The sequence below is a fragment of the Cryptosporangium phraense genome, assembly GCF_006912135.1.
Classification (GTDB): domain Bacteria; phylum Actinomycetota; class Actinomycetes; order Mycobacteriales; family Cryptosporangiaceae; genus Cryptosporangium; species Cryptosporangium phraense.
This window is the reverse complement of sequence record NZ_VIRS01000007.1, coordinates 196,022-209,599: the sequence shown is the minus strand read 5'-3', so window position 1 is coordinate 209,599 and position 13,578 is coordinate 196,022. Positions and strand designations below refer to the sequence as shown.

15 protein-coding genes are annotated in these 13,578 nt (G+C 72.2%); 1 reads left to right on the top strand and 14 read right to left on the bottom strand.

Annotated elements, in window-relative coordinates; genetic code table 11:
• Positions 1-26 precede the first annotated feature (26 nt).
• From thyX to FL583_RS12710, 3 genes are all read right to left on the bottom strand, one after another.
• Positions 27-785: an FAD-dependent thymidylate synthase gene (gene thyX / locus FL583_RS12720; protein ID WP_142704794.1), complete on the bottom strand. Its 759-nt coding sequence runs from the start codon at positions 783-785 to the stop codon at positions 27-29.
• Positions 786-836: 51 nt separating this feature from the next.
• The gene (locus FL583_RS12715) at positions 837-1,415 is read right to left on the bottom strand and encodes a DUF2752 domain-containing protein (RefSeq protein ID WP_142704793.1); all 579 of its coding nucleotides are present in this window, start codon (positions 1,413-1,415) and stop codon (positions 837-839) included.
• A 581-nt stretch (positions 1,416-1,996) separates the two neighbouring features.
• Positions 1,997-3,235: a winged helix-turn-helix domain-containing protein gene (locus tag FL583_RS12710; protein ID WP_142704869.1), complete on the bottom strand. Its 1,239-nt coding sequence runs from the start codon at positions 3,233-3,235 to the stop codon at positions 1,997-1,999.
• 56 nt (positions 3,236-3,291) lie between these two features.
• Between FL583_RS12710 and FL583_RS12705 the strand changes: the two genes are divergently transcribed.
• Positions 3,292-3,861 (top strand): GNAT family N-acetyltransferase, encoded by a 570-nt coding sequence (locus tag FL583_RS12705; protein ID WP_142704792.1) that lies wholly within the window; start codon positions 3,292-3,294, stop codon positions 3,859-3,861.
• On the opposite strand, the gene FL583_RS12700 is transcribed toward FL583_RS12705, so the two are convergent.
• The 11 genes from FL583_RS12700 to FL583_RS12650 all read right to left on the bottom strand — a co-directional run bounded on the left by FL583_RS12700 (position 3,858) and on the right by FL583_RS12650 (position 13,524).
• Complete coding sequence (locus FL583_RS12700) at positions 3,858-4,220, bottom strand: TFIIB-type zinc ribbon-containing protein (protein WP_142704868.1); 363 nt, start codon at positions 4,218-4,220, stop codon at positions 3,858-3,860. The genes FL583_RS12705 and FL583_RS12700 overlap by 4 nt on opposite strands.
• Positions 4,221-4,279: 59 nt before the next feature.
• Entirely contained in the window at positions 4,280-4,738 is a 459-nt protein-coding gene (locus FL583_RS12695) for a tetratricopeptide repeat protein (RefSeq protein WP_142704791.1), read from the bottom strand.
• Positions 4,735-5,484 (bottom strand): 4-hydroxy-tetrahydrodipicolinate reductase, encoded by a 750-nt coding sequence (dapB, locus tag FL583_RS12690; RefSeq protein ID WP_142704790.1) that lies wholly within the window; start codon positions 5,482-5,484, stop codon positions 4,735-4,737. The genes FL583_RS12695 and dapB overlap by 4 nt, the downstream gene beginning before the upstream one ends.
• 2 nt (positions 5,485-5,486) lie before the next feature.
• A complete protein-coding gene (locus FL583_RS12685) occupies positions 5,487-6,845 on the bottom strand; it encodes a M16 family metallopeptidase (RefSeq protein WP_142704789.1) in 1,359 nt (452 codons plus the stop codon).
• On the bottom strand, positions 6,842-9,067 hold the full coding sequence (locus FL583_RS12680; RefSeq protein WP_142704788.1) for a polyribonucleotide nucleotidyltransferase: 2,226 nt from the start codon (positions 9,065-9,067) through the stop codon (positions 6,842-6,844). Before FL583_RS12680 ends, FL583_RS12685 begins: the two co-directional genes overlap by 4 nt.
• Positions 9,068-9,272: 205 nt before the next feature.
• Positions 9,273-9,542, bottom strand: a complete 270-nt coding sequence (gene rpsO, locus FL583_RS12675; protein ID WP_073251069.1) for a 30S ribosomal protein S15 — start codon at positions 9,540-9,542, stop codon at positions 9,273-9,275.
• 117 nt (positions 9,543-9,659) lie between these two features.
• Positions 9,660-10,670 (bottom strand): bifunctional riboflavin kinase/FAD synthetase, encoded by a 1,011-nt coding sequence (locus FL583_RS12670; protein WP_142704787.1) that lies wholly within the window; start codon positions 10,668-10,670, stop codon positions 9,660-9,662.
• A gap of 69 nt (positions 10,671-10,739) precedes the next feature.
• Positions 10,740-11,621, bottom strand: coding sequence for a tRNA pseudouridine(55) synthase TruB (gene truB, locus FL583_RS12665; protein WP_240746665.1), 882 nt, complete (start codon positions 11,619-11,621; stop codon positions 10,740-10,742).
• On the bottom strand, positions 11,618-12,610 hold the full coding sequence (locus FL583_RS40885) for a DHH family phosphoesterase (protein WP_420843136.1): 993 nt from the start codon (positions 12,608-12,610) through the stop codon (positions 11,618-11,620). Before FL583_RS40885 ends, truB begins: the two co-directional genes overlap by 4 nt.
• 140 nt (positions 12,611-12,750) lie before the next feature.
• Positions 12,751-13,215, bottom strand: coding sequence for a 30S ribosome-binding factor RbfA (rbfA, locus tag FL583_RS12655; protein WP_142704784.1), 465 nt, complete (start codon positions 13,213-13,215; stop codon positions 12,751-12,753).
• Between the two features lie 15 nt (positions 13,216-13,230).
• A complete protein-coding gene (locus tag FL583_RS12650) occupies positions 13,231-13,524 on the bottom strand; it encodes a DUF503 domain-containing protein (protein WP_142704783.1) in 294 nt (97 codons plus the stop codon).
• Positions 13,525-13,578: the final 54 nt, after the last annotated feature.

Sequence of the window (13,578 nt, the reverse complement as noted above, 5' to 3'; positions counted from 1 at the left end):
CCGGCGGCCGTACCGCGTCGGGGGACTCAGCCCTCGGTGACCAGTGGGCTGGTTGCAACTTCTGTGCCGTCGGGGAGAGCGGTGATCGTGAAGTCGGCGAACGCGTTCGCCGCGATCCGCTGCAGTTCGCGCAGGCACGCGACGGCCAGGGCACGGATCTCGACGTCGGCGTGCTCGGTGGCGCGCATCGCGATGAAGTGGCGCCAGGCCCGGTAGTTACCGGTGACGACGATGCGGGTCTCGGTGGCGTTCGGGAGCACGGCCCGGGCGGCCTGGCGGGCCTGCTTGCGGGCCAGGGTCCGGTTGGTGGCGCCCTCCTCGGCGAACTTCTTCTCCAGCCCCTCGAGCAGGGTCGTATATGCGGCGACGCTGGCCTCGGCGGCCTGGGTGAACGCCTCGTGCAGCTCGGGGTCGTCCTTGATGATGTCCGGCTCGACCATGTTTGCGTCGCGCTCGGGGACGTACCGCTGGGAGAGCTGGCTGTAGCTGAAGTGCCGGTGCCGGATCAGCTCATGCGTGAGCGACCGCGAGATGCCGGTGAGGTAGAACGTGACGCTGCCGTGCTCGAGCACCGACAGGTGGCCGACGTCGAGGATGTGGCGCAGGTAGCCCGCGTTGGTCGCCGTCGCCGGGTTCGGCTTGCTCCACGACTGGTAGCACGCCCGGCCGGCGAACTCGGCGAGAGCTTCGCCCCCGTCGGCGTCGGTCTCCCAGGGGACGTCGGCCGGGGGTTCGAAGTGCGTCCAGGCGATCGCGCGGACAGACAGGGGCACGATCTCGGGCAAGGGGGGTCTCCTAGCTGCGTGTTTTCTGGGGCGTTCTCTCGGGTTCGCAGGTCAGGATACGAAGAACCAGTCGAACGGGGCCCAAGGAAGGTTGCGCAACACGGCGAAAACCATCCAGAAGACGAGGTAGCCGAAGACCGCGATGAGTGGGATCCGCTTCGTCGGTAGCTTGATCCCGGCCAGCCGCTTCGCGGCGAACGCGACGTACGCGTAGGCCAGGATCGGCACCGCCACCAGAGCGACGATGTGGTAGCGCGCCGCCTGCGCGACGTTGCCGTGCAGCAGGTACCAGACCATCCGGGTGCCGCCGCAGCCCGGGCAGTCGAGCCCGGTGAGCAGCTTGAACGCGCACGGCCCGAGCGGATCGAGCTGCGTGTCGGTCGGGTCGTTCTGCAGCACGTAGGTGCAGGCGGCGCCGACGCAGCCGAGGATCGCGAGCGGGGCCAGCCAGGAGGGTTTCGTCCAGGCCGCGTGCAGGATGCGCTCGAAGCGGCTCGCGGGGACGTAGGACCAGGTCTGGTCTTGGTAGGGGTGGCTCTCGGGGTGTGGGGTGGGGGCGTTGGGTGCGGTCGGTGCGTTCGGGCCGCCGGCCGCGGCCAGCGGCCCGGGGGCTCCCGCCTGCTCGAGCATCCGTTCTCCTCCGATCGCTCTGTGGCGACGATACACGCGCACAGCGAGCCCCGACCTCGGTCGTCCGGCTCCGGACACCCGGGGCTGGGGCGTGCCGGCCGGCGTCCGCAGCGGAGGTGCCGACCCGCCGAGGTGCAACTCCTCCGAGCCGGAGCCCGGCCGAGGGGTCCCTCCGCCGGGGCGGGCCCGCCGGAGGGACGCGGCCCGGCCGACTGGGTGCGCCGAAATCGGCGCGGCCAAGCGAGCGGCCCAGCAGACGCGCCCGCGGAGCGGGCGCAGCCCAGCCGGCGCAGCCCAGCCGGCGCAGCCCAGCCGGCGCAGCCAGCAGGGGTCGCGGAGCAGGTGCGGCGCAGGAGGTGCAGCCCAGCAGGTGCACAGACCGAGGACCATCAGGCGCGGGAATCCTCCGCGAAAGCGGAGCCGCCCGAAAGGAGGGACCGCCGGCCCGACCCGGATCACCACCCCGCAAGGCCGCAGCACCCGCCCCGGCGGCCCCCGCCCCAGCCGCCCCCCGCCCCGGGCCCCCGCCCCAGGCCCCGGGCCCCCGGGCCCCCGGGCCCCCGGGCCCCCGGGCCTGAGCCTCACCGCGCCAGCAACGCCCCCATCAACGGCCCAGCCAAATCCCCGTTCGGAACAACCTCAACCCCCTCGAGCCCCAACCACCCCGCCAACCCCTTCAACTCCCCCGCCAACCCCTCCACCGCCTCCCCCGCGAGCTGCCGCCGACGAACCCCCATCCCCTGCAACGCCGGCTCGCCGAACGCTCCCGGCACCCGCAGAACCCCCGCGGCCCGGTCGGCCTTCAGATCCACCCGGCCCACCAGCTGCCCCCGGTACAGGAACGGCAGGACGTAGTACCCGTGCACCCGCTGGGCCGCCGGCGTGTAGATCTCCAGCCGGTACCGGAACCCGAACATCCGCTCGGTACGCGGCCGGAACCACACCAGCGAATCGAACGGCGACAGCAGCGCCGTGGCGCTCACCCGGCGGGGCACCCGGGCGTCGGCGGCCAGGTACGCGACGTCTCGCCAGCCCTCGACGCGGACCGGGACGAGCGCTCCCTCCTCCACCAGCTCGGCCACCGCCGGCTTGGACTGGTCGGGCTTGAGCCGGTAGTAGTCGCGCAGGTCGGGCTCGGTGGCCACGCCCAGGGAGCGAGCGGCCAGCCGGATCAGCTCGCGGAACGCGGTGGGGCGGTCGGGCGTCGGCGTCGCGAGTACCTCGGACGGGAGGACGCGCTCGGTGATGTCGTACCGACGCTCGAAGTTGCGCCGGTCTACGGTGCTGACCTCGCCGGCCCAGAACAGGTACTCCAGCGCGAGCTTGCTGTCTCGCCAGTCCCACCACGGACCGGAGCGGGGCGCCCGCGGACCGTTCTCGGCCTCCAGCTCGCCCGCGGTCATCGGGCCGCGCTCCTCGAGCGTCGTGCGCACCTTGGCCACCAGCTCGGGTTTCTCGGCCGCGATCCGGCGCATGCCGCCCCAGGCCTTCTCGTGCGCCTCGGCCATCCGCCAGCGGAACAGCGGCTGCACCTCGACCGGCAGCAACGACGCCTCGTGGGCCCAGTACTCGAACACGCGGCGGGGCGGCTGGTAGGCGAGCTTCTCCAGCTGGAGCGGCGGGTACGCGCCGAGGCGGGCGAACAGCGGCAGGTAGTGCGAGCGGACGAGCACGTTCACCGAGTCGATCTGGAACAGCCCCACCCGGTCGAGCACGCGCCGGACCGCCCGGCCCCCGGGCACCCCGCTCGGCCGCGGATCGGCGAACCCCTGCGCGGCCAGCGCGGCCCTCCGCGCCTCCGCCGCCGACAGCGTCTGCATCGTCTCGGTCACGCGCCCAGTCTGCCCGCCCCCACCGACAGAATAGGCTCTCCGTCGTGGTCGATGCCTTCGTTCGTCCGGCCCGGCCGGACGACGCCCCCGCCGTGGCCCGGATCCAGCTCTCCACCTGGCGTACTGCGTACGCTCAGGTGATCCCGGCCTCCGTCCTCGATTCCTTGGACGAGGACGAGGTGGCCGCGCAGTGGCGTTCGGCGATCGTCGAGCCGCCGACCCCGCGCCACCACGTGCTGATCGCCTACGAGGGCGATGCCACGGTCGGGTTCACCGCCACCGGCCCGGCCACCGGCGAAGATCTGGTCGGCCCGGGGTACGCGTCCGAGAGCGCGACCGCGGCCGGCGAGTGGGACGCGAACGCGCTGGTCATCGGCGCTCTGCTGGTCGAGCCGCGCTGGGGACGGCGCGGCCACGGCAGCCGCTTGCTGGCTGCCGTGGCCGACATCGCCCGAGCGGACGGGTTCACCAAGGCCGTGGCCTGGGCCCTCGACGCCGATCAGGCGACGCGCTCGTTCCTCCAGTCCGCCGGGTGGGCCCCCGACGGCGTGGGCCGGGTGCTCGACATGGACGGCACCGAGGTCCCCGAACTGCGCCTGATCGTCGAGCTCTAACCGAACAGATCGTCGAACAGCGACTTGTGCCGACGGTGCCCCCGGTGGCGCCGGTGCCCGTGGTGCCCATAGGCCCCATAGCCCCCGTGCGACCCGTGCGACGACCCGTGTGACGGATACGCCGGCTGCCCGTACCCCGGAGCCCCGTACCCCGGCGCCCCGTGCGACGGGTACTGCTGCGACGGATACCCGGGCGTAGGCGGCTGAGGCGCCCCGCGCCCGTACTTGTCTTCCGCGTCGACGAGCCGCTCCAGCTCGCCCCGGTCGAGGAAGATGCCCCGGCACTCACTGCACTGATCGATGGTGACGCCGGCCCGTTCGTACTGTCGCATCGGCGCTTGGCACTTCGGACAGATCATGGCCACCGCGGAAACCTCCTGGTCGGTCGTCTGTTCCCCCGTCAACGGCCGAGCACCGCTCACAGGTTCCCTACAGATTCTCCCGTTCCGTGCAAAGCGATCGCTTTTCGCAGCGCGCCCCGGGCCCGGCGCCGATCACCGGCGTCGTCGTAGGCCAGGCCCAGCCGGAACCAGCGACGCCAGTCGTCCGGGTCTTCCTCCACCTCGGCCCGACGCTGCGCGAAGCGGGAGTCGGCCGCCGAACGCACCGGCCGCCCGGACGGACGGCGGGGCAGGTCGTCGACCGGCAGACCACCCTCCTCGGCCAGTTCGTCGGCCAGCCGCTGGGCGTTGCGTCCGAACAGGATCTCCAGCCAGACCAGCCAGCCGCCCAGCACCGGCAGCGCCAGCATGGCCACTCCCAGCACGACCAGCACCACGTCGCCGGTCCGCAGCATGATCAGCGCCCGGTCCACCGCCAGCAGCAGGTACACGGCCAGCACCGCCACCAGAACGGCGACGGTCAACCGCGCCCTCATGAGTCCAGGAGCGGATCGAGCCCGACGGTCAGCCCCGGCCGGTCGACCACCCGGCGCACCGACAGCAGCACGCCGGGCATGAATGACGCGCGGTCGAACGAGTCGTGCCGGATCGTCAGCGTCTCCCCCGCCGCGCCGAACAGCACCTCCTGGTGCGCGACCAGGCCACGGGCCCGGATCGAGTGCACCGGGATCCCGTCGATCGACGCGCCCCGCGCGCCCTCGACGGCCGAGGCCGTCGCGTCCGGGATCGGGCCCAGGCCCGCGTCGGCCCGGGCCGCGGCGATCCGCTCCGCGGTCAGCCGCGCGGTCCCGCTCGGCGCGTCGACCTTCTGCGGGTGGTGCATCTCGACGATCTCGACGGACTCGAAGTAGCGGGCCGCCATCTCCGCGAACCGCATCATGAGCACCGCGCCGAGCGCGAAGTTCGGCACGACGGCGACGCCCACCGACGGCGCCGTCGCCAGCCAGCCGCGCACGGTGTCCAGACGCTCGGCCGTGAACCCCGTCGTGCCGGTCACCACGTGGACGCCGTGCTCGACGCACCAGCGGATGTTGTCCATCACGACGTCCGGCCGGGTGAACTCGACGGCCACCTGGGCCTGGGACTCGGCCAGCAGCGACAGCGAATCTCCCGACCCGACCGCGGCCACCAGCTCGAGGTCGGTCGCCTCGGACAGTGCGCGCACCGTCTCGGCGCCCATCCGCCCCTGCGCCCCGATCACGCCGACCCGTGTCGCTCCCACGTCTACGACCGTCCTTCCGAGGGTGGCTGCACCCGCCGCGCGGCCTCGGCCACGCTACCGCCCGGGCCGCGCAGATCGAACCCGGCGAAGTCGCCCTCGCCGAACGGCCCGACGACGCTCAGCGTGGCCGGGCCCGAGAACAGCTCGGCCGCGATCTCGTGCACCTCGGCGGCGGTCACCGCGTCGATCCGGGCCAGCACGTCGTCGATCGGCAGGACGTCGCCGTAGACGAGCTGGGCCTTGCCGTTGCGGCTCATCCGCGAGTACGTGTCTTCCAGGCCCAGCACGGTCCCGCCGCGCCACATGCCCTTACCACGCCGGATCTCCTCGTCGGTGAGGCCGTCCGCGGCCACCTTGTCGAGTTCGATCCGCATCAGTTCGAGGACGTCCTGGGCCCGCGCCGGCGTGCACCCGGCGTAGATGCCGAACAGGCCGGCGTCGGCGTACTGGGTGTCGTACGAGCCGACCGAGTACGCGAGCCCGCGCCGCTCCCGGATCTCCTGGAACAGCCGGCTGCTCATCCCGCCGCCGAGCGCCTGGTCGAGCACGCCGAGCGCGAACCGGCGGTCGTCGTGCCGGTCGAGCGCGGGGACGCCGAGCACGAGGTGGGCCTGCTCGGTGTCCTTGGGACGCACAGCCAGCGTCCCTCCGGCCGGCCGCACGGCCGGCCCCCGCCGCGGTGGAGCCGGCGACGAGGAAGGCCCGTCGGGGAACGCGGCCGAGACCAGACGCACGACCTCGTCGTGATCGAGGTTGCCCGCCACCGACACCACCAGCTGCGGCGGCGTGTACCGGCGCCGGTAGAACCCGGCCACCTGGTCGCGGTTCATCGCGGTGATCGACTCGGTCGTGCCGATCACCGGCCGCCCGAGCGGATGGTCGCCGTAGAGCGCGGTCGTGAACAGGTCGTGCACCACGTCGGACGGCTCGTCGTCGTGCATGGCGATCTCTTCGAGGATCACCTGCCGCTCGACCTCGAGGTCCGCTCCGCTCACGATCGACGACGAGAGCATGTCGCAGACGACGTCCACGGCCAGCGGGAGGTCGGTGTCGAGCACCCGGGCGTAGTAGCAGGTGTATTCCTTCGCGGTGAACGCGTTGGTGTCCCCGCCGACGGCCTCGATCTCGGCCGAGATGTCCCAGGCGCTTCGCCGGCGCGTCCCCTTGAACAGCAGGTGTTCGAGAAAGTGCGAGGCACCGGCCAGCCGGGGCGTCTCGTCCCGGCTGCCGATGCCCACCCAGATGCCGAACGAGACGCTGCGCACGGTGGGCAGCGCCTCGGTCACGACCCGCAGGCCGTTCGGCAGGACGGTACGGCGGACGGTGCCGCCGTACCGTTCGTCGCCGGAGCCAGACGTCACGCAGGCGTCTCAGCGGGCGCGGCGTCCGCGGCCGGAGCAGCCGGCGCGGCCGCTTCGTCCTTCACCGGCACCAGGCTGATCTTGCCGCGGGCGTCGATGTCGGTGATCTCGACCTGGATCTTGTCGCCGACCTTGACGACGTCTTCCACCTTGCCGATCCGCTTCCCGTTGCCGAGCTTCGAGATGTGGACCAGGCCGTCCTTGCCAGGTACCAACGAGACGAAAGCTCCGAAAGCCGCGGTCTTCACGACCGTGCCCAGGTAGCGCTCGCCGATCTTCGGCATGGTCGGGTTGGCGATCGCGTTGATGCGGTCGACCGCGGCCTGGGCCGACGGACCGTCGGAGGCACCGACGTAGATCGTGCCGTCGTCCTCGATCGTGATGTCGGCGCCGGTGTCGTCCTGGATCGAGTTGATCATCTGGCCCTTGGGGCCGATGACCGCGCCGATCTTGTCGACCGGGATCGTCACCGTGGTGACGCGCGGCGCGTACGGGCTCATCTCGTCCGGGCCGTCGATCGCCTCGGCCATGACCTCGAGGATCGTCAGCCGGGCTTCCTTGGCCTGGGTGAGCGCGCCCGCGAGCACCTCGGACGGGATGCCGTCGAGCTTCGTGTCGAGCTGCAGCGCGGTCACGAAGTCCTTGGTGCCGGCGACCTTGAAGTCCATGTCGCCGTAGGCGTCTTCCGCCCCGAGGATGTCGGTCAGCGCGACGTACTCGGTCTTGCCGTCGACGGTGTCGCTGATCAGGCCCATCGCGATGCCCGCGACCGGCGCCTTCAGCGGCACGCCCGCGTTGAGCAGCGACATGGTTGAGGCGCAGACCGACCCCATCGACGTCGAGCCGTTGGAGCCCAGCGCCTCGGAGACCTGCCGGATCGCGTAGGGGAACTCCTCACGCGAGGGCAGCACCGGCACCAGCGCCCGCTCGGCCAGCGCGCCGTGACCGATCTCGCGACGCTTCGGCGAGCCCACCCGGCCGGTCTCACCGGTCGAGTACGGCGGGAAGTTGTAGTTGTGCATGTACCGCTTGCGCGTCTCCGGCGAGAGCGTGTCGAGCTGCTGCTCCATCCGGAGCATGTTCAGCGTGGTGACGCCCAGGATCTGGGTCTCGCCCCGCTCGAACAGCGCCGAGCCGTGCACCCGCGGCAGGACCTCGACCTCGGCGGACAGCGTCCGGATGTCGGTGAGGCCACGGCCGTCGATGCGGACCTTGTCGCGCAGGACGCGCTGGCGGATCAGCTTCTTGGTGAGCGCCTTGAGCGCGCCGCCGATCTCCTTCTCGCGACCCTCGAACTGCGAGCCGACCCGCTCGACCGCGACCAGCTTGACCCGGTCGAGCTCGGCCTCGCGCTCCTGCTTGCCGGCGATCCGCAGGGCGGCGTCCAGCTCGGAGGTGACGGCGGCCGAGACGGCGTCGTAGACGTCGTCCTGGTAGTCGAGGAAGACCGGGTAGTCCGCGGTCGGCTTCGCGGCCTTGGCCGCGAGCTCGGCCTGGGCCTCGACGAGGCTGCGGATGGCCGGCTTGGCGGCCTCGAGGCCGGCCGCGACGACGTCCTCGGTCGGCGCCGGAGCACCGCCGGCGACCAGCGCGATCGTGCCCTCGGTGGCCTCGGCCTCGACCATCATGATCGCGACCTCACCGGCGTCGGTGACCCGACCGGCGACGACCATGTCGAAGGTCGCGGTCGCGAGCTCCTCGTGGGTCGGGAACGCGATCCAGTCACCGCCGACGAACGCCACCCGGGTAGCGCCGATCGGGCCGTTGAACGGCAGCCCGGCGAGCTGGGTGGAGAGCGAGGCCGCGTTGATCGCGACGACGTCGTAGAGCGTCGTCGGGTCGAGCGACATGACCGTCACGACGACCTGGACCTCGTTGCGGAGGCCCTTGACGAACGTCGGGCGCAGCGGGCGGTCGATCAGACGGCAGGTGAGGATGGCGTCCTCGCTGGGACGACCCTCGCGGCGGAAGAACGAGCCGGGGATGCGGCCCGCGGCGTACATCCGCTCCTCGACGTCGACCGTGAGCGGGAAGAAGTCGAAGTGCTCCTTCGGGCTCTTCGAGGCGGTCGTCGCGGACAGCACGAGCGTGTCGCCGAGCTGCGCGGTCGCCGAGCCGGCGGCCTGCCGGGCGAGACGGCCGGTGCTGAACCGGATCTCGCGCGACGGGTGGTTTCCGTTGTCGATGGTCGCGACGACCTCGGTCACGGTGTGTTCTGACATGTAGTTGGATCCTCCTGGTTTGCGTACCAGGCGATACGGAGGACCCGAGCGGCATCATCTGTGCCGGTCTTCGATCGAGCTGGCTCGTGAGTCACAAGCAAGCACTACCGAGGACCGGCCGGCACGCGCGGGAATCCGCGACTCGTCCGGTACTCCTAGTACGGCTTCGGGGAGCGACCCTGGTGGGTCGCTCCCCGTTCTGACGTCAGCGACGCAGGCCGAGTCGCTCGATCAGCGACCGGTAGCGGTTGATGTCGGTCTTGGCGAGGTAGTTCAACAGCCGGCGACGACGGCCGACCAGCAGCAGCAGCCCACGGCGGCTGTGGTGGTCGTGCTTGTGCGCCTTCATGTGCTCGGTCAGGTCGTTGATGCGCCGGGACAGCAGCGCAACCTGGACCTCGGGGGAGCCGGTGTCGTTGTCCACCGTCGAGTACTCGGCGATGATCTGCTTCTTCACGTCTGCGGCGAGCGCCACTGACTCTCCTGAATCTCTTCGGTGTGGCCTCCGGTCGTTGTCACGGAGGCAGCCTGCACACCGCCGGGTACACCCGGCGTTAGCTCCACGCTACCAGCCATGATGTTCAGCGACGAATCAGGCACCCAGCAGGAGTTCACGCACTCGGGAGACGTCGGCGTTCATCTGGGTGATCAGCGCGTCGACGGACGAGAACGCGATCGTCGGCCGGAGGTTGGCCGCGAAGTCGACCGCGACGGCCTCATCGTAGATGTCCTCGTCGAAGTCGAGGATGTAGGCCTCGACCCGGCGGGCCCGCTCGCCGGCGAACGTCGGGTTCGTCCCGATGCTGATCGCCGCGGGCAGCGGCGTCTCCCGGTCTCCGGCCCTCCGGGCCGGGTCCCGGATCAGCCAGCCGGCGTAGACGCCGTCGGCCGGCACCGAGGTGAAGGCCGGCGACGAGAGGTTCGCGGTCGGGAAGCCGAGCTCCCGTCCGCGCTGGTCGCCGCGGACGACGACCCCTTCGACGCGATGCGGACGGCCGAGCGCGGCGGCGGCCCGGTCGACGTCGCCGGTCTCCACGTCGGCGCGGATCCGGGTGCTCGAGACGACGCCCTCGGCGTCGGTGAGCAGCGGGACCGCACGCACCGTGAAGCCGAACTCGGCCCCGAGCGAGCGCAGCAGATCGACGTCGCCGGCCGCCCGGTACCCGAACCGGAAGCCCTCCCCGACGACGACCGCGGCCGCGCGCAGGTGCTCGACGAGAACCGTGCGGACGAAGTCGGCCGGGGCCAGCGCGGCCAGCTCCTCGGTGAACGGCAGCGTGCAGAGCCCGTCGACGACCAGCCCGTCGGCGGCCAGGCCCTCGATCAGCACGGCCCGGTGGTCGAGCGTGGTGAGCCGGTCGGGCGCCTTGCCCGGGTGGAGCACCGCCTCCGGGTGCGGGTCGAACGTCACGACGACGACCGGCGGAGCCTCGGCGGGCTCACCGCCGGCCGGCCGGGGTACCGGCAGGAGCGCGGCCGCCTCGTGCACGGTCGCCTCGATCAGGGCCCGATGGCCCCGGTGCACCCCGTCGAAGACGCCGATCGTCACGACGGTCCGGTTCCAGTCCGGCGCGCTTTCCGCCAGCCCGCGCCACCGCAGCACGCTTGCCCGCCTTCCCTAGCCCAGCCCGGTCTGCGTCCAGCCTAGTTCGTCGATAGGAACGGCCTGCGCTCACCCGGAGGGGCGCAGCACCACCTCGGAACGGGTCGCGCCGTCGCGTTCGCGCACCAGCGCGACGACCCGGCCGTCCGGCCCGAAGACGCCGTAGACGCCGGTCAGGCCGGTGGTCGGGAGCCGGCCGCCGTGGCCCAGCACGGTGGCTTCGCCCTCGTCGACGTCCCGGCGCGGGAACGCGGTGGCCACCGCCGCGTCCAGGTCGAGTGTGACCGGTTCCTCGGCCTCGGCCAGTTGCTCCAGCGTCCGGGCCTCGGCGATCGTGAACGGGCCGACGCGGGTGCGCCGCAGCGCGGTGAGGTGCCCGCCGGTGCCCAGAGCCCGGCCGAGGTCGCGGGCGAGCGCCCGGACGTAGGTGCCGGACGAGCACTCGACGATCACGTCGAGGTCGAGCAGGTCCGGTTCCGGCCGCCGGTCGGCCAGCAGGTCGAAGCGGGTGACGGTGACCGTGCGGGCGGCCAGCTCGACCTCCTCGCCGGACCGCACCCGGTCGTAGGCCCGGCGTCCGGCGACCTTGACCGCCGAGACCGCGGACGGCACCTGGTCGATCGTCCCGGTCAGGTCCTTCATCGCGGTCCGGACGTCGTCCGGACCGATGTTCGAGGCGCCCGGTCCCTCGAGGCGGGAGCCCTCCGCGTCGTCGGTCACCGTCGCGTACCCGAGGCGGATCGTGGCGACGTAGGTCTTGTCGGTCAGCGTCAGGTGCCCGAGCAGCTTCGTCGCGCGTTCGACGCCCAGCACGAGGACGCCGGTCGCCATCGGGTCGAGCGTCCCCGCGTGCCCGATCTTGCGCGTGCGGAAGATCTTGCGCGCCTTGCTGACGACGTCGTGCGAGGTCATTCCGGACGGCTTGTCGACGACGACCAGTCCGCTGGTCACGTCACCGGCACCGGAGCCAGCGCGGCGACGACCTCGGCGACGACGCTCTCCAGCGGGCCGTGGCCGGTGAACCCGGCGGCCAGCCGGTGCCCGCCCCCGCCGAGCCGGACCGACAGCGCCCCGACGTCGACCGGGCCGCGGGAGCGCAGCGAGACCGACCACTCGTCCGGGCCGATCTCCTTGACGACCATCGCGACCGTGCTCTCTTCGGACCCGCGCACCATGTCCGCGACGGCCTCGACCCACTCCATCCCGAGCCCGTGCCGGGCCAGGTCGTCCTGGCGGACGTAGGTCCAGCTCAGCCCCTCGCCGCCGGCCGCCGCCGGGTCGAGCGTCACCCGGGCCAGGACGTCGGCCAGCAGGTGCAGCGACCGCATCGGGCGGGCGTCGTAGAGGCGGCGGCTGATCTCGTCCGGGCGGATGCCGGTCTCCAGCAGCCGGGCCGCGAGCTCGTGCGTCGACGGGGTCGTGGCCGAGCCCCGGAACGACGCGGTGTCGGTGGAGAGCCCGATGTACAGGCACTCGGCCATCTCCGCGTCGAGCGTGACGCCCAGCCGCCGGAGCAGCTCGTCGACGACGACCGCGGTGGCCGCGGCCCGCGGGTCGATCAGGTTGCGGGTGCCGAACCCGGCGTTCGTGACGTGGTGGTCGACGACGATCACCTCGCGGGCTGCCGAGACCAGCGGGGCCAGATCGCCGAGCCGGTCGACGCTGCCGGTGTCGAACGTGACCAGCACGTCCGGCCGGGCGTTGACCTCCTCCGGCGGCACCAGCAGCTCACGACCGGCGATCGCGGTCAGCGACTGGGCCAGCCGGAACGGGTTGCTGAACGACGCCTGCACGCTGATGCCCAGCTGACGCAGGCCCAGCCCGGCCGCCAGCATGCTGCCCAGCGCGTCCCCGTCGGGGTTGATGTGGCAGGCCAGCACGATCCCGCCGGAGCCGCCGCGGAGCAGCGACAGCGCGTCCGACCAGGCTTCCTCGGAGATCGCCCCGCCCTCCGGCGAGCCCGTTCGGGCTGCCGGCGGACCGGACTCTCCGGCCGAACCACGGCTTCCGTGCACGTCCGGACCGTACACCGGGCGAGGCCCCGGCGTCCCTCGCCGACTTCGGGCGGGCGACAGGACGGTCATCGGCTGCCCTCGACCGGCGACGCCTCTTCCGTGTCGTCCGACTCGTCCTCGTGCTTGTAGGGGTCGGCCTCGCCGGCGTATTCGGCCGCCGCGGCCTTCCGCTGCACCTCGGCGTCGGCCGCGCGGGCCTCGGCCAGCAGGTCGTCGATGTGCTTGGCGGTGTCCGGGACCTCGTCGAGGCTGAACGCCAGCGTCGGGGTGAACTTCACCCCGGTCTGCCGGCCGACCGCGCTGCGCAGCACCCCGCGGGCGCTCTCCAGCGCCTCCGCGGTGGCGGCACGCTCCGTGTCGTCGCCGTAGACGGTGTAGAAGACCGTCGCGTCGTGCAGGTCGGCGGTGACCTTCGCGTCGGTGACCGTCACCATGCCCAGCCGGGGGTCCTTCACCTGCGTCCGGAGCGTCTCCGCGACGATCTCGCGGATCCGGACGGCGAGCTTCCTCGCCCGTGCTGCGTCAGCCATTGTGAGACTCCAGGGTCAATCATCGTCGCCGTGCAGCCGACGGCGCACCGAGAGCAGTTCCAATTCCGGACGCCCGGCGACCAACCGCTCGCAGGCGTCCAGTACCTCGCCGACGTGCGAGGCGGTCCCGGCCACCGCCGCCACGCCGATCGCCGCACGCCCGTGCAGGTCCTGCAGACCCACCTCGGCCGCGGACACTTCGAGCCGGCGCAGCGCAGCCACCACCGGGCGGACGTAGGCCCGCTTGGCTTTGAGGCTGCGGCTGTCGCCGGGCAGCACGACGTCGAACTCGAGCGTGCCGGTGAACAAGTAGATCCTCCCGAAACAGACGATCGGCCGGGACTGTGCCCGGCCGACCGCCTG